The 18,897-nt window shown below is 67.8% G+C and carries 19 protein-coding genes; 6 read left to right on the forward strand and 13 right to left on the reverse strand.

The window, feature by feature from the left end; all coding sequences use genetic code 11:
* Positions 1-5: 5 nt before the first annotated feature.
* The gene (locus tag COC42_RS02800) at positions 6-2,162 is read left to right on the forward strand and encodes an Atxe2 family lasso peptide isopeptidase (protein ID WP_176484539.1); all 2,157 of its coding nucleotides are present in this window, start codon (positions 6-8) and stop codon (positions 2,160-2,162) included.
* On the opposite strand, the gene COC42_RS02805 is transcribed toward COC42_RS02800, so the two are convergent.
* The 8 genes from COC42_RS02805 to COC42_RS02835 all read right to left on the reverse strand — a co-directional run bounded on the left by COC42_RS02805 (position 2,074) and on the right by COC42_RS02835 (position 7,832).
* Positions 2,074-3,783, reverse strand: a complete 1,710-nt coding sequence (locus COC42_RS02805; protein ID WP_096341743.1) for an asparagine synthase-related protein — start codon at positions 3,781-3,783, stop codon at positions 2,074-2,076. The genes COC42_RS02800 and COC42_RS02805 overlap by 89 nt on opposite strands.
* Positions 3,783-4,421 (reverse strand): lasso peptide biosynthesis B2 protein, encoded by a 639-nt coding sequence (locus COC42_RS02810; protein WP_217991251.1) that lies wholly within the window; start codon positions 4,419-4,421, stop codon positions 3,783-3,785. The genes COC42_RS02805 and COC42_RS02810 overlap by 1 nt, the downstream gene beginning before the upstream one ends.
* Before the next feature lie 74 nt (positions 4,422-4,495).
* The gene (locus COC42_RS17575; RefSeq protein ID WP_176484541.1) at positions 4,496-4,615 is read right to left on the reverse strand and encodes a benenodin family lasso peptide; all 120 of its coding nucleotides are present in this window, start codon (positions 4,613-4,615) and stop codon (positions 4,496-4,498) included.
* A 70-nt stretch (positions 4,616-4,685) separates the two neighbouring features.
* Entirely contained in the window at positions 4,686-4,805 is a 120-nt protein-coding gene (locus tag COC42_RS17350; protein WP_141395767.1) for a benenodin family lasso peptide, read from the reverse strand.
* Positions 4,806-4,899: 94 nt separating this feature from the next.
* The gene (locus COC42_RS02820; protein WP_096341746.1) at positions 4,900-5,520 is read right to left on the reverse strand and encodes a GntR family transcriptional regulator; all 621 of its coding nucleotides are present in this window, start codon (positions 5,518-5,520) and stop codon (positions 4,900-4,902) included.
* A complete protein-coding gene (locus tag COC42_RS02825; protein WP_096341747.1) occupies positions 5,517-6,386 on the reverse strand; it encodes a phytanoyl-CoA dioxygenase family protein in 870 nt (289 codons plus the stop codon). The genes COC42_RS02820 and COC42_RS02825 overlap by 4 nt, the downstream gene beginning before the upstream one ends.
* 13 nt (positions 6,387-6,399) lie before the next feature.
* Positions 6,400-7,017 carry an acyl-homoserine-lactone synthase gene (locus COC42_RS02830; RefSeq protein WP_096341748.1) on the reverse strand — a complete coding sequence of 206 codons (618 nt, stop codon included), beginning with the start codon at positions 7,015-7,017 and terminating at the stop codon, positions 6,400-6,402.
* Positions 7,018-7,094: 77 nt separating this feature from the next.
* Entirely contained in the window at positions 7,095-7,832 is a 738-nt protein-coding gene (locus tag COC42_RS02835) for a LuxR family transcriptional regulator (RefSeq protein WP_096343053.1), read from the reverse strand.
* Positions 7,833-8,197: 365 nt separating this feature from the next.
* Here COC42_RS02835 and COC42_RS18175 point away from each other — a divergent pair, with 365 nt between their 5' ends.
* Both COC42_RS18175 and COC42_RS18180 read left to right on the forward strand, forming a co-directional pair.
* Positions 8,198-8,476 (forward strand): transcriptional regulator domain-containing protein, encoded by a 279-nt coding sequence (locus tag COC42_RS18175; protein ID WP_380911236.1) that lies wholly within the window; start codon positions 8,198-8,200, stop codon positions 8,474-8,476.
* 19 nt (positions 8,477-8,495) lie between these two features.
* Positions 8,496-8,960 (forward strand): DNA -binding domain-containing protein, encoded by a 465-nt coding sequence (locus COC42_RS18180; protein ID WP_380911238.1) that lies wholly within the window; start codon positions 8,496-8,498, stop codon positions 8,958-8,960.
* 76 nt (positions 8,961-9,036) lie between these two features.
* Here COC42_RS18180 and COC42_RS02845 read toward each other — a convergent pair whose 3' ends face one another.
* From COC42_RS02845 to COC42_RS02855, 3 genes are read right to left on the reverse strand one after another with little or no spacing between them, the layout of a single operon-like run.
* Positions 9,037-10,968, reverse strand: a complete 1,932-nt coding sequence (locus COC42_RS02845) for a DUF3732 domain-containing protein (protein WP_096341750.1) — start codon at positions 10,966-10,968, stop codon at positions 9,037-9,039.
* A gap of 2 nt (positions 10,969-10,970) precedes the next feature.
* On the reverse strand, positions 10,971-11,477 hold the full coding sequence (locus COC42_RS02850; protein ID WP_096341751.1) for a three component ABC system middle component: 507 nt from the start codon (positions 11,475-11,477) through the stop codon (positions 10,971-10,973).
* A complete protein-coding gene (locus tag COC42_RS02855) occupies positions 11,474-12,634 on the reverse strand; it encodes an ABC-three component system protein (protein ID WP_096341752.1) in 1,161 nt (386 codons plus the stop codon). Before COC42_RS02855 ends, COC42_RS02850 begins: the two co-directional genes overlap by 4 nt.
* Before the next feature lie 611 nt (positions 12,635-13,245).
* Here COC42_RS02855 and COC42_RS02860 point away from each other — a divergent pair.
* The 3 genes from COC42_RS02860 to COC42_RS02870 all read left to right on the forward strand — a co-directional run bounded on the left by COC42_RS02860 (position 13,246) and on the right by COC42_RS02870 (position 16,609).
* Positions 13,246-14,238, forward strand: a complete 993-nt coding sequence (locus COC42_RS02860) for an ArdC family protein (RefSeq protein ID WP_096341753.1) — start codon at positions 13,246-13,248, stop codon at positions 14,236-14,238.
* Entirely contained in the window at positions 14,235-14,669 is a 435-nt protein-coding gene (locus tag COC42_RS02865; RefSeq protein ID WP_096341754.1) for a DUF2958 domain-containing protein, read from the forward strand. Before COC42_RS02860 ends, COC42_RS02865 begins: the two co-directional genes overlap by 4 nt.
* 86 nt (positions 14,670-14,755) lie before the next feature.
* Positions 14,756-16,609, forward strand: a complete 1,854-nt coding sequence (locus COC42_RS02870; protein WP_096343054.1) for a ParB/RepB/Spo0J family partition protein — start codon at positions 14,756-14,758, stop codon at positions 16,607-16,609.
* A gap of 105 nt (positions 16,610-16,714) precedes the next feature.
* Here COC42_RS02870 and COC42_RS02875 read toward each other — a convergent pair whose 3' ends face one another.
* Entirely contained in the window at positions 16,715-18,067 is a 1,353-nt protein-coding gene (locus COC42_RS02875; RefSeq protein ID WP_096341755.1) for an AlbA family DNA-binding domain-containing protein, read from the reverse strand.
* Positions 18,068-18,088: 21 nt separating this feature from the next.
* On the reverse strand, positions 18,089-18,469 hold the full coding sequence (locus tag COC42_RS02880) for a thermonuclease family protein (RefSeq protein ID WP_096343055.1): 381 nt from the start codon (positions 18,467-18,469) through the stop codon (positions 18,089-18,091).
* Positions 18,470-18,897 lie beyond the last annotated feature (428 nt).

Below are 18,897 nucleotides of genomic sequence, written 5' to 3' on the forward strand. Positions count from 1 at the left end.
GACCCGTGCTGCGCTATGGCCTCGCGGCGGCATGGCTAATGGTTCCATCGGCCGCCATGGCCGAGAGCTGCCGCACGTGGCTGATATCGGCGGAGCCTGCGGTGGCGCGCGATGTCAGCCCGCGCGATCTTGTCGAACTGCGCGATTTCGGGCGATCCGATACCGCACTGTCGGGGCCGTCGCCGTTCAGCCTGTCGCCCGACGGCACCGAGCTCGCGATCGCTCTGCGCCGGGCCGATCCCGATACCGATCGCTATTGCATCGGGATCGTCGTCGTGCCGCTCGACGGCGCCAGGCCGCCGCGGCTGATCGACGTCGGCGGCGAATTCATCCTCGCGCGCGGCGACAGCCACGGCGTTCCCGACCTGCCGGTGGGCACCGAACAGCCGGTGACGCCGCTATGGTCGCCCGGCGGTCGCTGGCTCGTCTATCTCAGGCGTGACCGGGGTGTGACCCAGGCTTGGCGTGCGCGGAGCGACGGAAGCTTCGCGGGACCGGTGACGCATGACGCCGAGGACGTGCGCGCCGTCCGCTGGTCCGAGGACGGCAAGGCGCTGATCGTCACCACCCGGCCGATGGCGACCGCGAACGCCGCAATCGAGCGCGAAGGGCGTAGCGGCTTCCTCTATGACGAACGCTTCTGGACCTTGTCCAAGGACCGGCCGCGCCCGAGGCTGCCGCTGCTGAAGACGGACCGGCTGGTCGACCCGGAGACGGGCGGCACGATCGCAGACACCGATGCGCCGGACAGGGACTTGGCCGATCGGCCCGCCAACGCACGGCTCTTCGCCCAATCGGAGAGCGGCGCCCGCGCCTGGACCTCGCCGACCGATCCAGGACGCGTCCTCGGTGCTATCAGCCTTAAGGTCGAGACCGGAGGCCAGACCCGCACCTGCACGATGGAAGCCTGCGCGGACGCGGTCGGGGCGCTATGGTGGCGCGATCCGGGCGAGCTGCTCTTCATGCAGGGCGGCACGCCCGAGAACGGCGGCACGACCACGCTCTATCGCTGGCGCGTCGACAGCGAGGCGGCGCCGGTGCCGCTTCTCGCCACCACCGATGCCCTGATCGGCTGCCAGCTGCTCGCGCGGCGACTGATCTGCGCGCGCGAAACGCCGACCCGCCCACGAGTGATCGTCAGCGTCGATCCGGACAGCGGCCGCGCGACCACGATCTACGATCCCAATCCCGCCTTCGCACGGCTGCGCACCGGCCACGTCCAGCGGTTGCGATGGACGGACGCGCAAGGCGTTGCCGGCTATGGCGATCTCGTCCTTCCGCCCGGGCATCGCCCCGGCGACCGGCACCCGCTCGTCATCGTCCAGTACCAGAGCCGCGGCTTCCTGCGCGGCGGGACCGGCGACGAATATCCGATCCATGCTCTGGCCAGCCGCGGCTTCGCGGTGCTGAGCTTCAACCGCGTTCGGCCCTATGCCAGCGATTCCGGCGCGCGCGACCTCGCCAGCTTCATCCGGATCGGCATGACCGGCTTCGCCGAGCGCCGGCGCATGCTGTCGGCGATCGAGACCGGCATCGACCGGAGCATCGCATTGGGCGTGGTCGATCCCGCCCGGATCGGCATCTCGGGCCTCAGCGACGGTGCGGCCAGCGTCCAGTTCGCACTCATCAATTCGACCCGGTTCCGCACAGCGGCGATGAGCTCTTGCTGTGACGATTCGAGCAGCGTGCACTTCGCCGCCGGCCTCGGCTATCTCAACGACACCACCGCCTGGGGCTATCCCGAGCCGGGCGCCGACGATCCGGCGTTCTGGCGGCGCTACTCGCTCGCCGCCAATGCCGATCGCATCGACGTGCCGATCCTTCTCCAGCTTCCTGACGACGAGTTCCGCCTCGGCCTCGAAACCTATGTCACGTTCGACCGGCGTCATGCGCCGATCGAGATGTACGTCTTTCCCGACGAGTATCATGTGAAATGGCACCCGGCGCACCGCCTCGCGATCTACGATCGGGCGATCGACTGGTTCGACTTCTGGCTCAACGGACGCGAGGATCCAGCGCCGGCGAAGCGCGAGCAATATAGCCGCTGGCGTGCCCTCGCAGCCCGGTCGCGGGCTACTCCGACCAGTTCCGCAGCCACGCCTCCGCATCGACCAGCGCCAGCAGGCGCATCACCAGCTCGCCCGACGGTGCCGGGTTCCTGATCGCGGCCTCGACCGCAGCCCGGTCGAGAATGCCCTGGCCGGCCAGTCCGCCTTCGAGCAGCAACTCGCCGACAAGCCCGCGGTTGCGATCGAACAGGCGCGCGCAGAAGCCGTCGAAGGCGCCCTTCGAGCGGCGCTCGATGACGCATGTCGGCAGGCGATCGGCGAAGGCGCGGCGCGCGAGCGCACGGTTCTCGCCGCCCTCGCACCAGCGCCAGCTCGGCACCGCGAGGCAGAATTCGACGATCGGCTGCGACAGGAGCGGGAACAGGACCGGCGCGAACGAGGCCCGGCCGTGACCCTCAAGGTGATTGGAGAGCGTGGCGATCGCCCGCACATGCGCGGCCTTGCCCGGCATCGAGCCGTTGCCGCACGCCTCCGCGCTGTGCGGGACGGCTGCCAATCCGCGAGCCTCCGGCGCAAGCAGCCTGATATCGTTCCGATCTGTCCCGACCTGACGGCGCGCCACCATCCGGCGGACGAACCGTGTCACCGCTTCCCATGAGGTGGCGTGGCTGACCCGCGCGATGTCATCGAGCGTGCGGATCACCGCGAAGCGGGGGCCTTCACTCCACAGCCTGTCGATGGCCGGCGCGATCGACTGGCGATAGCCGAACAGATCGTCGCCCCCGCCGCCGCTGGCGAACGCGTCCGCACCGATGGCGCCGGCATGCGCGCGACTCAGCGCATCGGCCGCCTGTGTGAACGCGCGGGCATTGGGACGCGGCAGGTCGCACGCATGCGACCGGGTGAGGTCGACGTCCTCTACTTGCGGATGGGTGATCTCCAGTGGAAGTCCGAGCTCATCGGCGATCGCCTGCGCGTAACCGAGCTCGGTCGGATCGCCCGGTCCGGCGGCGAAGGTGATGAGCTGCGGCGCCTCCGCGCGGCGCACCAGGGCCGCGGCGACGACGGCGGAATCGAGCCCGCCCGAGATTTCAATGAGCGGCCGCCGGTAGACGCCGGCCCAGGCCGCCATGCAACGGTCGATCGTCTCGGCGAGCGCCTCGGCGGACAAGTCCTGCCCGGGTGCAGGCCGCGCGAAGTCCCAGGCGTCCCACACCCGACGACGCACCAAGCCTCGGGGGCCGACGGAGACCACCGTTCCGGGCAGCACTTCCTCGACTCCCGCAAGCGCCGTCTGCTCGCCCCGCCAGTCATGGCTCACCAGCGAAGCGGCCACGATGCGCCAGTCGATCGATGGTGTGAGCAAGCCGTGCGCGAACAGGAGCCGCGGCGCATCGGTGACCAACCAGACCGATCCGGACCGCGCCATATAGCAGGGCGCCATGCCCGAAGGATCGCGGAGCAGCTCGATGCCATCCGCCGCCGGCCGGACCGCGACATAGGCGCCCCAATGGCGCCGCACGAACGCGGTGCCGTCATCGTCCGGAGGCCGGGAGGCGGTGTCCGACGCGGGATCGGCCGAGCGCGTGAAAAGGTGGCCGAGAAGGATGCCGTCCCCGAGAGGGCGGACCGTCACCGCGTCGCTCGCGAGCAGCGTGAGCCCGGCACCGGTGCGCTCGCGCCGGAGCGCCCCGCTGCGCGTCAAGGCGACCGCCACCGCTTCGACCTTGTCGGTATCGCCGCCTGTGCCGACGAGGAGGCACCAGCTACCCATCAGCCGAGATGAAGGATCGGCGCATAGCGCCCGATCGTGTCGGGCGGATCGCCGAGCAGCGCGTGTCGCGTCTGGACCCAGCAGTGCGCGCCGAACGGATAGGCCGTAACCCCGAACACCAGTTGCACCGCATCGAGGTCCTCTCCGAGCCAGTCGACCAGCGCCAGCGAGTCGAGCAGGCAGACGCGTCGCACGGGGGCGAGATGCCGCACGGCGTGGTAGACGGCGGCTTTGACGGCCGTCGCCTGGCGATTGGCGGCCCTGCGCGCTGGACGCTCAAGCGCCGACCGGCGATGTTCGAGATTGGTGCGAAGCGGCATTTTGCGGAGCATGCGCCTGGCCCGGATGACGGCCGCGGCGACGCCGAGCGCCTCGCCCAGGCCGGGTCGCACGCGCGGAAGCATTGTTCCAGGAACATCGCAGGGGATGGCGAGCGAGACCGGGTGCGCCGGACGCCGGTCTTCATCCTCGAAGCCCAGCCGTGCCGCGAGGGCCTTGAGGCACGCCTCCGGCATCGGTCCGGCCGGCCCGCCGAGCCATTCGATGAAGGTCGCATTCAGCGGCGGCGGCAGCATGAGATAGCGGTCATGCGCGATATCGAGGAACACCGCTCTTCCGGCAGAGACCGCGACGGTCACGTCCGCGTTGAGGCGCCAGTAGGTGGCCATAGCCGGACGTACCGGCGCCCGGGCGGACGCCGGCATCGCTCGCATCAATCGTCAGACAGGCCGGTCTGCGGGATTTCCCGCACGAAGTCGGGCATCTGGCCCTCGCCACCGAGAGTCTCCTCGCTCGCCACGCCGAGTTCGATCACGTCATCTTCGTAGGTCATAACGCCATTCCTTCCACTGCGGATGCGCGGCACGACGCCGACGCCCGGGCGGACGCCGGCGCCTGTCATGTCACTCGTCGGAGAGACCGGTCTCCGGAATCTCGCGGACGAGATCCGGCAGCTTGCCGTCGCCGCCGAGCGTCTCTTCGCTGGCGACACCGAGATCGATCACATCGTGTTCGTAGGCCATGATGCCACTCTCCTTCTCGCTGCGGACGTGCAGCGTCGCGCAGGATAGGAAGGGCCACGGGCGATCCGAATTGAATACGGTTTTGATTCTTCGATTATTCGGCCGGAGGATCTTCCATCCGATAGAGTCGGCGCAGGATGGCCGCGGCCGACCGGATACGACGCCGATGGTAGCGCGCCAGCAGCGGCCGGAGCCTGGCGCTGTCGCGGCGCCCAGCCGCCCCTGCGATCTCGTCGAGCTCCGTATCGATCTCGCCCAGCACCGTGGACTCCGCCACGCGCGCCGCATGGAGCCGGTCATTCATTCGCGCGATCGCCCGAGCATGCTCGACGTTCGGCGACCAGCGCGCGATGTCGGTGAACAGCGTCGCTGTGCGGACGGCCTGGTTGCCTGACTCCCCGACAAGCGGCATCCCCGTGGCTCGCGTTCCCGGCTTGCGAAGCACCACACCGAGTATCTCGGCATTCCAGGCATAGCGGTCCTTGAGTGCGGGCTCGTCGATCAGCGGCATATGGAAGCCTTCGCCGGTGCCGGTCTCGACCAGGTCTTCGCCGACGAGCATGTTGAGGCCGGCCCGTACCGGCGTCACGCTGCTGCCGAGCCGGTCGGCGAGCACGGCCGGATCGAGCCGTGCGCCCGGCCGAAACGCACCGCGCAGAACGTATGCCTTCACGGCCTCATAGATGCGCTCGGCGGTCGGGCCGGCCGCGTTCATGTCGCCTGGCTCGCAAGATAGGCATCGACCATCGCAGTCTGGTCAGGCCGCAGCGCGTCGATCGCGGCCAGGGGGGCGTCCGCGCGCCCGTCGAGCAGCACCGACGGGCATTGCCCTTCATAGTTGCCGAGATTGGGGCGATGCTGGCGATACCCGACGAGCGCGGCGAGGTCCGGCGGGAAGCCGCGCGCGATCTCGGGCGGATAGGCGAGCCATTGGTTCTCGTAGGGCTTGAGCCAGCCGAGCGAATAGCCGACGACGATGCCGCGACGCACCTCCTCCGTGCGGTTCGCGCCCGCGCCGTGCAGGGTGGAGCCGAGGAACAGGAGAGCGTCTCCGGGCGCCATCTCGGCCGCGACCGGCGCGGTCCGAGGCTCCGGGATGAGCGCGTTCGCGCCGTGGCTGTCCGGCCAGACCATCGTCGCCCCGTTGGCGGCGGTGAAGCGGGTCAGCGGCCAGATCACGTTGACCAGATACTCGGCCTCGCCGGCGGGTGCCCGCCACATATCCTGGTCGCGGTGCGGCATCTGCGCGGGCGCGCCGGGATGGACGGCGATCGCCTGGGCGACGTTGAGCTGGATTCGGTCGCACCAGCGCGAGAGCAGCGTCTGGACGGTGGCGAGGATTGCCGCGTGCCGGACCAACGCGGCGGCGTGCTGCGAACGGATCAGGAGCCGTCCGAACCGCTTGGTCGTGGTGCCGTAGAAGGCGCCCTCGCAGAACGGCGTGCGCGCGAAATCCTCGGCCAGGTCCTGGTCCAGCGCAGCGATCGTCGCGGGCGGAAGCGCGCCACCGACGATGCAATAGCCGCGCTCCTTGAGTTCGGTCGCGTGGCCCTCAAGGAGGGGCATCATGGTCTCGGTCATCGCGCCTCTCCCTTCAGGCGGCCACGCGCAAGGCGGCACGGATGTCGATCGACGGCACGATGCCGGCCGCGGCGAGCTTTGCCGGCGTATCGGCGTCGATCTCGATCCCGAGCGCGACGAGCATTGTGCCGTCGATCACCTGCGGCAGGCCGAGCGGCCGGCAGCGCCAGCCGAAGGCGAGAATCTGCTGGAACCACGGCATTTCGGCGATCGCGGTATAAGCGGTGATTCCATGGGCGAGCGCGTGCTCGGCGAGCGCCGTCACCAGCGTATCGCGCGCCGCCCGACGCTCGCGCGCCGAAAGGCCGCGATCGAGACAGAAGCGGGTGATCTCGAAGACGTCGGGGGCCTGCGGCGGCGCCGCCTCGCACAGCTCGCCATAGAAGCTGTCGAGGATGTGCGGGCGCGTGGTGGGCAGCAGCCGCGCCGAGGCGAGATGGCTTCCCTCGCCGTCGGCGAGCACCAGATAGGTCGCGTGAGTGTCGTCGAACTGGTCGACCTCATAGGTGCCGTCGATCACCGGCACATCCCATTTGAGCAGATCGACGAACACGGATTTGCGCGCGGCGAACATCGCGCGGAGCACGCCGTCCGGGATCGGGCGCGCGGCCGTTTGCATGACGTGAAGCATGTCTGGGCTCCCTTGGCTGTCGGTCTGCCAAGGGTCTGCCCGGACGGCGGCGCCCGCTATTCCCGGAAAGGGTAATATCAGCGGCGGAAGATATCGGTGAAAGTGAGCGTTCCGTCGAACAGCGCCCGGATCGCCAGCAATGCTCGCTTGCTTACCCCGTATCGTGCGCAGGCCATCTTGATATGGCGCGCGACCGTCTCCTCGGTCACGCTCAGGATGCGGCCGATCTCCCAGTCGGTCTTGCCGCGCGCCGCCCACAGGAGGCAGTCGCGCTGGCGGTCCGTGAGCGCCGGCGGCGGCGGTTTGGAGAGATGCCCGCGATCGGACCAGAGCCGGCGCGCGCCCTCGAACGCGAAGGCGCCGGCAAGCTGCGCCATCGGCAGCAGGTCGACGACGATCGGCCGGCCCGCCTCGCTCGCGAACGAACAGGACCCGCGCGCCTCACCAGGGACATGGGCCGGGACGGTGAAACCCTCGCCGATGCCTTCTTCGCGGCCCATCGCCAGCACGCGCCGGTCATCGGCGGTGAGTGGAATCATCTCGGACATGCGCGACCAGCAGAAGCCGACACTCGTCACGTGGCTCGCGCGGTGCACCGGATCGGATACGCCGAGCGCGTTGCGGTCGTAATAGTCGGCCCATCGGTCCGGATAATTGTGGAGCCGGATCGCCGTGCCCTCTGCGGCGAGCACATCGACATGATGGGTCAGCGCGAAATATTGGAAGCCGAGCTCGTCGGTCACCGCCTGCATCGCAGCGGTCAGATCGTCGACGGTCCTCACTTCCTCGACGATGCGGATGAACTGCATCGCCATCATGTGCATGCCCATCGGGCAGCAACACGGCCCCGGGCGGCGTCTCAAGCCACCGCATATCCCGAGACCGCCCTTTCCCTTGTACTCGGGCCGGAAGACGGGGCCTCACGCCGTCCTCCGGCGACTCTTGCGGTTGCAAGCCATTATCATGAAGAGTTCACACGAAGAAGATGTCTTGAACAAGCAAAATGGCGGAGGCGGCGGCAAGTCCCGCGCCGTCGCCGGTCGCCGCCCGCGAGTCGCCGGAACGGCACGGCAGAGTTGCCCGCACGCGCATGACGGGGAATACGCAAGACGACGGCCCCGGATGGTGGCGCGACGGCCGGCGCTATTCTGGCCTTCGCGGCATAGATCGGGCCGGGCTCATGTGGGAATGGCTGCGCCGCGATCCCGGCTACATAGCCTGGTATGCGCGGGCGAGCGACGCAACGCGCGGCCACGCCCAGACGGGGATCGAACCGATCCAGTGGGGGCTTCACTTTCGCCGAGGATCCGGACCGCGCAGCGCCCGAGGCCCGGATCATCTGGCATGCCGATCTCGACCCCGGCACGCTGCGCGTCATCGCCGTGCCGTCCGATCCGGCGGACCCCGACAGCATCCGCACCGACCGTCTCGCGCCGTGGCTCGCGCTCGCGACCGATAGCGACGGCCGCGAGCATGCCGTGCTTTCGGACGGATGGCACCGCATCCGCGTCGATGTCGAGGAAGGCAGCATCGCCCGTGAGGAAGCCGTACTGCTCCAGTATCGCCTGCTCGGCGTCACCTCGGCCGAACGGAAGATCCTGCCGCTGAGGCGCTTCCTCGAGCTTTGCCGCCGCGGCCGCTTCGCGCGATCACTCTTCCCCCGTGACCCGCGGGTCGATCGCTGGCTGACGGTGCTGCGCGTCCACGACGCGCTCGCCGCAGGCGCCAGCCAGCGCGAGATCGGCGCCGCCTTGTTCGGCGAGGACCGTATCGTGCTCGACTGGAACGACGGCCGCGATTCGCTGCGCTCGCGCATCCGCCGCCTGGTGCGCGATGCGCGGGCCATGGCCCAGGGCGGCTATCGGCACCTTCTCACCCGGGGCCCGGAAGCTGTCCCGAAACCGCTTACCGAAACCGGCAGCGGCCTGGATAAATCGGAATGAGGCGTTGATTGGCTACTTGGGGAGCGATGGGCGTTTTGGGGTCCAGAGTGCGTCATTCAAGCGACTATGTCGGTCGTCATCGGCCACGTGTGTCCCAGGCCGGCGGTACAAGGAAGCCGTTGCGACGCCATTCCTCGACAATCGAAGCCTCAAACCAGTCATCGGCGAGATGGGCATGGTCGAGCACGATCAATTGCAGGCCATCGATTTCCTGACAGGCGCGATGCATCAGCTCAAACAGGGCCTGCACTGCGTGACGGTCCTTGTCGTCAAGCGGATCGAGACTGCCCTCCTGATCCCGTTCGGCAGGGTAGTGAGCCTGGCTCGGCTGATCGAAGATCAGCATCGCTGGAACCGGCCGGTTGCGCTTCCTGAACCACCAGTGCAGTGCGAGGTAGGTGAGCACATGATAGCCGACCCAGTTCTCGCCACTTCCCATCCGGTTGAGCGGTATCGGTCCATCGAGTGTGTCTGCGACCACCGTCAGCTTCTTGATGTCTAATCGAAGCTCGCTGCCGCTATGCTCGAGATCGAGGGACTCGGCAAAGGCCGACATCTGCTTGCTGATGAGGTTGAGATAAGTATCGAGCCGCTGGGCAACATCGTCAGCGTTGACGGCCGCCTCGAGCGTCTCGACCTTGCGCTTCGCTGTTTCGATCATCGGCTTCAGATCGGGCTCGCTCTCGCTCGGGCGGACCGCTTCCAAAAACGCACCGATGCGTCCGATGACACGTGCTTGGTCGACCAGCAGGTCCTGCTGCGCCTTAGCCCGAGCGTCATCAGCGATCAGCCGTGACAGCGAATTCTGCGCTTCGACCAGCTCACGCTCAAGCTTTCCCTTTCGCTGCTCCAGGCTTTCGATGTGACGTTGAAGGTGCGGCTGCTCGACCTCGACCGCTGCGAGTTGATCGCTCACCAGGCGCAGGGCATCGGCGACTTGTGCGGCGCCCGGTGTCGGCACATCGAGCGCCGTGTCGCACAGCGGACATTGATGACCGTCGGCATCGAACTTGAATAGGCCGATCGAGCTAAGGCGAGCCCGCTGTTCGTTGCCCTCGCGCGAATAGGCACTTTGTTCGGACAGCATGAGCCGCGACGCCCGAAGTTCGTCGTTCACCCGTTCGAGACCGCTTCTGAGCGTCGCCTGTTCGCCCCGCAGCCGATTAATGGAATCCCCGAAGTCGGGCAACGCCGCCGTGGTGGCAAGATCGGTGCGCACGGCGCGATCAAGTACTTCCAGCGCGATATCAATCTCAACCGGCTCATACTCAGGGACGATCAAGCCGACACGCTTGCCATCCGTCACCAGCCTGCGGATGCGGGCGATGTCGACGTTGCGCGCCTCATTTTGCCGCTGGGCACGCTGCTCGAGTTCGCGCAAGGTTTCGCGCGCTAGATCGAGCTCGTGCTGCCGCAGGAAATGCTGTTCATCGACCGCGCCCACGAAATAGGGCAGAGTATCCTTGATCGCCTGCGGGATGAACTGGTCGCCCTGTCGATGGAAGAGCCGGTCGCGGTTATCGATTTCATCCTGCTTCTGGAAGCATAGGAACAAGGCGTGCCGGATCGTTGCCTGCAACGGCAGTCGCGTCCCGCTCTGCGGCCTGTTTTCATTCTCCGAGATGCCGACGAAACGCGACAACAGGGAAATAAGCTCGGGTTCGACCATGTTTCGCGCGAGCTCGTCGAACGCCGGCGCCGCGTCGAACGTACCGCGGCGGACATAGATCTCGCCGCCGGTATCCGTGCCAGGGCCCGGATTCTTGCGGGCAACGAACAGCTCGTCGTCGCCATTCAGCAAGCGCACCGCGAACCATGAAACGCTACGCCTGATCACGCCTTCGGCCACGTTGCAGCTGCTCCGGCCAAGGCAATAGTCGATGATGTCGATGATCGCTGACTTACCGGTCTTGGAATCGCCGGTGATGACGTTGAGGCAACCGCTCTTGAAAGTGAGCTCGCGCTGCTCGCCTGAATGCGAATAGAGCACGATCGCCCCGATGCTCATGCTCACGGTTTGATCCCCCAGGCAGCCATGATCGTCGATGCCGTACCGGCCTTCGCAAGCCAGCGACCAAGCAGGCGCGCTGCCGCGATGCACTCGCGAGCGTCCTCGGTGAGAGCGTCCTCAAATTTCTTCGCGACTACCAGTGGCTTGGCGCCGAGCGTAACCCCGCCATCATCGGCAAAGGCCATTGCGCTACGATCGATCGCGAAGCGCAGCGCTTCCTGCACGACCGGCCGCAGCGAGCGCGCGCGTTCCGCAAAGCCGACCAGGACCTCGGGATTGCGCTCGCGCCACGAATAGAGCGACGTGAGCGTTGAGCCCGGCAAGGCGCGCCGAGTCTTGCCGTGGACCGCGATCGCAAGAACACAGAACAGCAGGGCATAAGGGGCGGCCGCTCCCTTCGCCTTCTGATACTCCTTTACGAACTCATGCAGCGCCGTAGCGCAGAAGGCGGGGTTGAACAGATGCGCCTCTTCGCGCGGGCGTTTGTCCCAGACCAGAAGGCTCATGCGGCCTCGCCCTTGGCAGGGGTGCCGAACATTGTACCGTGATCGGGATGCCAACCGACCGTCACGCCGTCGGCAAGGATCTGATAGGATCCCGTGCATAGCCATTGTTCATGGCGGTTGCGGAACGGTGCCTGCGCGCGGTTGGCCCAGTGGAACAGGTCGCGACCGAACAGTTTCTTCTCGTCTTCTGTCGAAGGCGCGCCGCTGCTTTCGCGGGCAAGGCGCTCCCGCTTCCACCGCTCGACCAGATCGGCATCGTAACGGGCCGCCTCGCCGTCGAGCAGTGCATTCTCCCGCGCCCAGCTCGAGCGTTGCGCTGTTGCCCGATAAAAGTCGAGCTTCGCGAGCTCGATAGACTCCTCCGCCACATCGACACAGCGCATCTGCCGGACGAATATTCGGTCATCGGAGTCGGGCAAGGCGTCGGCGGAGACCGCCAGCGTTTCCGGGTTGATCAATAGTTCATTGTTGCGAAAGGCCCGGCCGATCTCATCGATCTTTGCGCGCAACGCAAGGAGCGATATTGCGAGCGTGTCCGGCTCGGCAAGCGATGTGACGACTTGCGCGAACCACCATCCCTCGAGATGGTCGACTAGGTCCGAGACCTTCCCGTCCGGCGCCGAGAAGTAGAGCTGCTCCTCGATCTCGCTTCGCGCATTAGTGATGCTGGGCGCGTTATCGTGGATCCGCATCGCCGAAAGCAGATTGCCCTGATCTTGCTCGGACAACGCAAGAAAGGCCTTGCGGCCGGCGGCGGAATCCTGATTGGTTGAAGCTACGGCGGCTGCCTTGAGAAGACGGAGCGCGGTCTTCTCTGCGTCTGCGGAAGGCCGCGTTGCTCTGAGCAATTCGGCGGCCGAGCCGCCTGGCGCCTGGGCGGTGGTGATGATGGTGAACCGCCGTTCGAACGGCGCTTGCGGATCCGCGGCGACCTGTTCGCTCCAGATCCTTAGCGTCTTCCACAGGTCGACGCTCATGTCGGTCAGGCTCGAAGGATTTACATGATGCTTAAGCTGAAGCTGCTCGGTCGCCGTGCCGTGCTGCTCGAAGGCGACATCGTCGAAACGCTCGATCGAAACCGAAAGGCCTGGTTGGGATTTTGTTTCCAGGATGGCCAGTAGCAGCGCCTCACGGCACTGGTACAGATACCCGAGCATTGACCCGGTTGCGTTGTAGTTCGAAGCGATAGTGCTCACCCCGTTTCGTGATTGGGCGTTGCCCCAGCCCAATGAGCTGGACGCTATGTCTCTTAGAAAATGTTGTAAAGTATCAACACTCCAACTCGTGGCGGACGGCTGTCCTTACTCTTCCGTGCCGCGCTGCTGATACGTTAAGAAACTGATCGCTCTTGCAGTTGATCTCGGCGGTACGCACAGGATCATAGTCTGGTCATCGGGGAGGAGCCGCGCCTCGCGCGCTATGCGCGCGACCGCGCTCTACGGCTCGGGCATGCGCCCTTCGCCGCCGAGCCCCGGAAGACGGGTCTCGGCCTGGCGGTGACGATCGCTGGCGCTTGAAGCGGTCGCCGCGCTGCCGCGCGGCGGCGCTGTCGGTGGCCTCTCCCGGATGCGCGGGAGTGGGCGGCGCTCCCTCCTAGGCGCGGACGCGGCGGCGGCAAGCCGGCCGTGCGGCCGGCTCCTTCATTGCCATTGCGGCCCTTCGGGTGCCGCCGCCGCTCGGGCCCGCGCCTTGCCGGTCGCCTCTCGCCGCCCACCCCCGCTTTCCGGGGAGGCCATGCGGTTTTGGGGCGGGAAAGGAGGCGAGGACAATGCCAGCAACCCCCACCCGTCGCGCCCGGCGCAAGCCGCAGCCCGGCACCGAACGGCAGCTCAAGCAGCAGACCAATCCGCAGGCCGAACCCCGCGCCAGCCTCTACGATGAAGTCACCCGCCGGATCATCGCCGAGCTTGAGGCGGGGCGCTTCCCTTGGGTCCAGCCTTGGGGCCGCCCCGAGGCGGCGGGCCTTGCGCCCGGCCTGCCACGCAACGCGCTCACCGGCCGCCATTATTCGGGGGTCAACGTGCTGATCCTGTGGGGCGCGGTGATCGAGCGCGGCTATCCCAGCCAAGGCTGGCTGACCTTTAAACAGGCGCTGGAGGCGGGCGGCAGCGTCCGCAAGGGCGAGCGCGGGACCACCGTCGTCTATGCCGACCGTTTCACCCCCGAAGCCGAGAAGGAGCGCGCGCGGGAAAGCGGCGAGGACGCCAAGGCCATCCCCTTCCTCAAGCGTTTCACCGTGTTCAACGTGGCGCAGTGCGAGGGGCTTCGCCCCGGCCTCGCGCCCGAGCCGGTGCCGCTCCCCGAACGCGAGATCGTGCCCGTCGCCGAGGAAGTGATCGCGGCAAGCGGCGTCGATTTCCGCATCGGCGGGAGCCGCGCCTTCTACGTGCCGGGCGCCGACTATGTGCAGGTCCCGCCGCAGCCCGCCTTTTTCGAGCAGGTCAATTACTACCGCACCTGCCTGCACGAGCTGACCCATGCGACCGGCCATCGCTCGCGGCTCGGCCGGAACCAGACCGGCGCATTCGGCAGCAAGGACTATGCCCGCGAGGAACTGGTCGCCGAGATGGGCGCGGCCTTCCTGTGCGCGAGCCTCGGCATCGTGCCGACCGTCCGCCACGCCGACTATCTGGCGGGCTGGCTCGACGTGCTGCGCGAGGACAATCGCGCGATCTTCCGCGCCGCAGGCCAAGCCAGCAAGGCGGCCGACTGGCTGCTCACCCGGCACCGCGAGGCACAGGAAGGGAGGCTGGCGGCATGATCCTCCTCACCCCCGACCTGCGCTTCGCGCTGCGCGCCAACGACATCACCCGCCGCGCCGCCGCGCAGCGCGGCCAGCCCGAGCCCGACCCGGTTCCGGTGGTCAAGCTGTTCAACCCGCTGGGCGCGGCGACATGGCTCGCGACCGAACTCGACGAGGACGACGACACGCTGTTCGGCTTGGCCGATCTCGGGTTCGGATGCCCGGAACTCGGTTATTTCAGCCTGTCCGAGATCGCCTCGCTGCGCCTGCCCTTCGGGCTCGGCATCGAGCGCGACATCGGCTTTTCGACGACCGTGCGCCTGTCGGTCTGGGCCGACACCGCGCGCCGCGTCGGTTCGATCCTCCAGGCCCAAGCCATCATCTGGCGCATCGAGTCCGCGCCGGTCCCCGAGATTCCGACCGATCCCAGCCAAGGGAAAGGCGGATGACGCGCGGCGCGTTCCGCCGCTTATCCAAAGCCGGTCCGCCATCCCCGCAAAGAGCGACGGACCGGCACTCACAAGGAGTGCTGACCATGAAACTCGATTTTATCCCACTCGACAAGCTGGCCGTCAGCAAGGCCAATATGCGCTACGCCAAGCGCCCGCCCGACGTGTCCGACATCCTGCCCACCGTCCGCGCGCGCGGCATCCTCGTGCCGCTGATCGTGCGCCCGCAACCCGGCCCCGAGGACGCCGAGGGGCACGTGCCCGAGGCGTTCGAGATCGTTGCCGGAAGCCGCCGCTTCCACGCCGCGCGGATCGTCGCCGACGAGGCGGCGCAGGCCGAGCCGGTGCCCTGCGCAATCCTCGACGCGGGCGACGATGCCGCCGCCATCGAGGCCTCGCTGATCGAGAATCTGGCAAGGCTCGATCCCGACGAGGTCACCCAATGGGAGACCTTCACCCGGCTGGTGAAGGAAGGCCGCACGCCCGAGGACATCGCCGCGACCTTCGGGCTTCCCGAGCTGACGGTGAAGCGCGTCCTCGCGCTCGGCAACCTCCTGCCGCGCATCCGTCAGATGTATGCGCGCGAGGAGATCGACCGCACGACCGTCCGGCACCTGACGCTCGCCAGCAAGAGCCAGCAGCGCGCATGGCTGGCGCTCGCCGACGATCCAGACGCCTATCTGCCGACCGGCCATCAATTGAAGGCGTGGCTGTTCGGAGGGCAGTCGATCGCCGTGCGCCATGCGCTTTTCGACCTCGCGGCGAGCGGGCTTGTCACCATCGCCGACCTGTTCGGCGAGGACAGCTATTTCGCCGATACGGACGCCTTCTGGACGGCGCAGGATGCGGCGGTCGAGGCGCGCCGCGCCGAATATCTGGACGCGGGATGGGCCGATGCGGTGATCGTGCCGGTGTCTGAGCATTTCCATAGCTGGGAATATGAGAAGGCGGCCAAGCGCAAGGGCGGGCGCGTCTATATCGACGTGCGCGCCAGCGGCGAGGTCGTGTTCCACGAAGGCTATCTCTCGCGCAGGGAAGCCCGCCGCGCGACGGCTTCGGACGGCGATGCGGCGGCACAGCCCAAGCCGTCCCGGCCCGAGGTCAGCGGCCCGATGCAGGTCTATATCGACCTTCATCGCCACGCCGCCGCGCGCGCGGCGCTGCTCGCCCATCCGGGCGTGGCGCTCCGGCTGATGGTCGCACACGCCATCGCGGGCTCGCACCTGTGGAGCGTGCGTGCGGAGCCGCAATCGGCGCGCAACGACGAGACCCGTGAAAGCGTCGAGACCGCGCAGGGCGAGACGGTGTTCGACGAACGTCGCCGCGCGGTGCTCGGCCTGCTCGGCTTCTCGCCCGACGAACCGACCGTGGTCGAGGGCAGCGTGGAAGGCGCGGACGGCGACCCGCTCGCGGCGCTGTTCTGGCGGCTGCTCGACCTGCCCGACGCGGCGGTCATGGACGTGATCGCGGTGATCATGGGCGAAAGCCTCGCGGCGGGAAGCGCGGCGGTCGAGGCGGTCGGGCTCCATATCGACCTCGACATGGCTGACTGGTGGCAAGCCGATCCCGCCTTCTTCGAACTGGTCCGAGACCGCGAGGTGCTGGCCGCGCTGGTCGCCGATGTCGCGGGCGAAGCCGTCGCCGCCGCCAATGCGCGCGAGAAGGGCAAGACGCTCAAGCGCATCGTCGCCGATCATCTCGACGGCGCCAACGGACGCGAAAAGCGCGAGCGCTGGGTCCCCAAGTGGATGGCGTTCCCGCCCGCCGCCTATACGGCGCGCGGCGGCGTCGGCACGGTGCGCGCGCATGCACTCGCCGAGGCGGCGCGCGTGTCCGCCACGCCGCCCGAGCCACCCGCAGCGCCTGCCGCAGTCGCCCGGCCGGACCACGATCCGGCACCCGCGTCGGAGGCGGCCGAGCCGGTCCCGCTCGCGGCCTGAGCCCTGCAAGGGCGGGGCGGTTCGCCGCCCCGCCTTTTCCCTGCCGACAGCCCCGGAATCCGGCCGCGCGCCTCCGCCGTCCCGGCGTCGGCGCGCGGTGTTTTCCTAGAAGTTGCCCTTGCGCATCTTGCCGAGTTCCTCGTTCACCAGCACCATCGGCAGATCGAAAAAGTCGAACAGCCCATAGAGCGGAGCCAGCAACGGATGGATGATTTCCGGCAGGTTGGGCGCAACGGATGCCGCTTCGACCGTCGTCCTCATCGTAATGGCGTCCTGCCGCGCGACATGTCCGTCGAACAGGAGTCGGTCGCCGGTCACGCTGGTCAGCGAGCGGCCTGCCAGCCCGCGATAATGGACGGCAAACGACACCGTCGCCGGCCCGTCGATGAGGTTCGCCGCGAGCTTTTCGGCGTGTAGCAGCACTTCGCCCGCCCGCCAGACCGGCAGGGTGACGTCGAACAGCGTCGCGGGCGGCCGCTGTTCCAATCCATCCTCCTGATACCCGCGCAGCAGGAACGCATAGCCTTCCGGCGAAATCCTCCAGAAGTCCGAATGCGCGGCGTCACGCTGGCCGAACGTGCCCGGCTCGGTGTCCCCGCCGAGCCAGCATTCGACCACCCCGTCGATCGGATAGGGCTCGATGCCGCGACGCGTCGGAAACCAGAAAGGCGGCCAGCCGGTATGACGGGCGACGCTACGCTGCAGCAGTGCGGGCAACTGGCCGGGTGGAATGGCGCGGAGATCACCGCTCAACTCATAGGCGAAATAGTGGAATCCGTGCGGGCAACGCTCGGGGGCATCGGCGGGCAGATTCGCGACCAGTGCATCCCAGCGCGCGAGACACTGCTCGATCCATTGGTCGAGTTTGGCTGGCGCGGCCGGTAGCGCCGCGGCCGGAACCGCGCCGCTGATCAGGTCGCGAATCTGGTCGAGCATCTCGTCGCGGCGGTTGGCGAGACACCGCGCCAACAGTGCATCCCAGTCCTGTCCGCTCGTCGGCACCTCGCTGCGCGGGCCGGGCTTGCGGACATAGATCGCATTGTCCTGGACGATATTCCCGTGCGGACCGGCGCGCTTCGCCCGCACCGGCGAACGATGATCGCCCGGCACCACGACGACCGGAAAGAGCCGGTCATCCCCACGCGCGACGATATGGACTGCGCAATGAAAGGCCGGGTCGGAATAGTTCTGGACGATCCCGTTGATCACATCCTGCGTGTAGCCGTCCAGCGACGCGGGCCGCCCCTCCGCCTCGACGCACCCGCTCTCGGTTTCCGTGAGCCCGAGAAGAATGAAGCCGCCGCCGTGGTTCGCGAGGGCGAGCGCCGCCTTTGCGAAAATAGCCTTGGCATCGTTGTCGTTCCTGAGGTCGAGCCAGTTCTTGATCTCGAGATCAAGGCTCTCCCGTGGGTCGATGAGAAGGTCTGCGAGGCGCTCCGGTGATAGCTGTATCGGCATCGAAATCATTCTATCGGCTGGCTAGCCGTGGCACCAGTCGGGCTTGCGCTGGCCTCGCGGCCACCAGCGCGCCGCGCCCAGCCGGACAAGCTCGCCGGCGACATCGCGGCCGTCCAAAGTTACGCGCGCGACGGTGCGATTGTAGCTCCGCCCGACCCGCCCGAGCCGCGCGGTGCGGCCCTGCAGCAGCCCGCGCGCGGTCGCCGTCGCCGCCTTTCCGGCCGCGATCTCGCGCCCGCATTTCGCCTGGCCGGGCTGCGTCTCGGGCGCATCGATCCCGGAGATGCGGATGCGCTCGCCGCTCGCCAGCCGGAAGGTATCTCCGTCGATCACATAGGCGACCGACGCCTGCCGGGGAGGCGCAGCCGCGCCAAGCAGGAGCACCGCCGAAAGCGCGATCATCGGGGCTGCGATCGGCCTCGCGCCGGCCGCGCCATTCCCTTCCGCCCGCTCGCGCGCATGCCGATCCACATCCATGACCGGGCCGCTATCGCCCATCGGGCGGCGGGACAAGTACGCTTCGTGGCGGCCCCGGCGCGCCCGTCCCGGGACCTCGTTGCCCTTCATCGAGCATGCCAATGCCCATGCGAACAGGATCGTCCTGGCTGCCCGCGCCACCGTCTCCGGCTCCGTGGGCGTATGACCTGGAACGGGCGCCGGACCCGCCAAACCATCGCGCGGCACGCTTATTTCCCCGCCGGCTTCGCCGGCTCCTCGCGGCCGCTCCGCTCCAAATAAGCGCTGGCGCTCCGGTCCTCCGCTGACGCTGCGGCCCTCGCGGGTTCGCGCGTCCGGCTCGGGCCCGTTCCTCCGGTCCGCCCATCGCCCGG

The sequence above is a fragment of the Sphingomonas spermidinifaciens genome (assembly GCF_002351485.1).
GTDB lineage: Bacteria > Pseudomonadota > Alphaproteobacteria > Sphingomonadales > Sphingomonadaceae > Sphingomonas > Sphingomonas spermidinifaciens.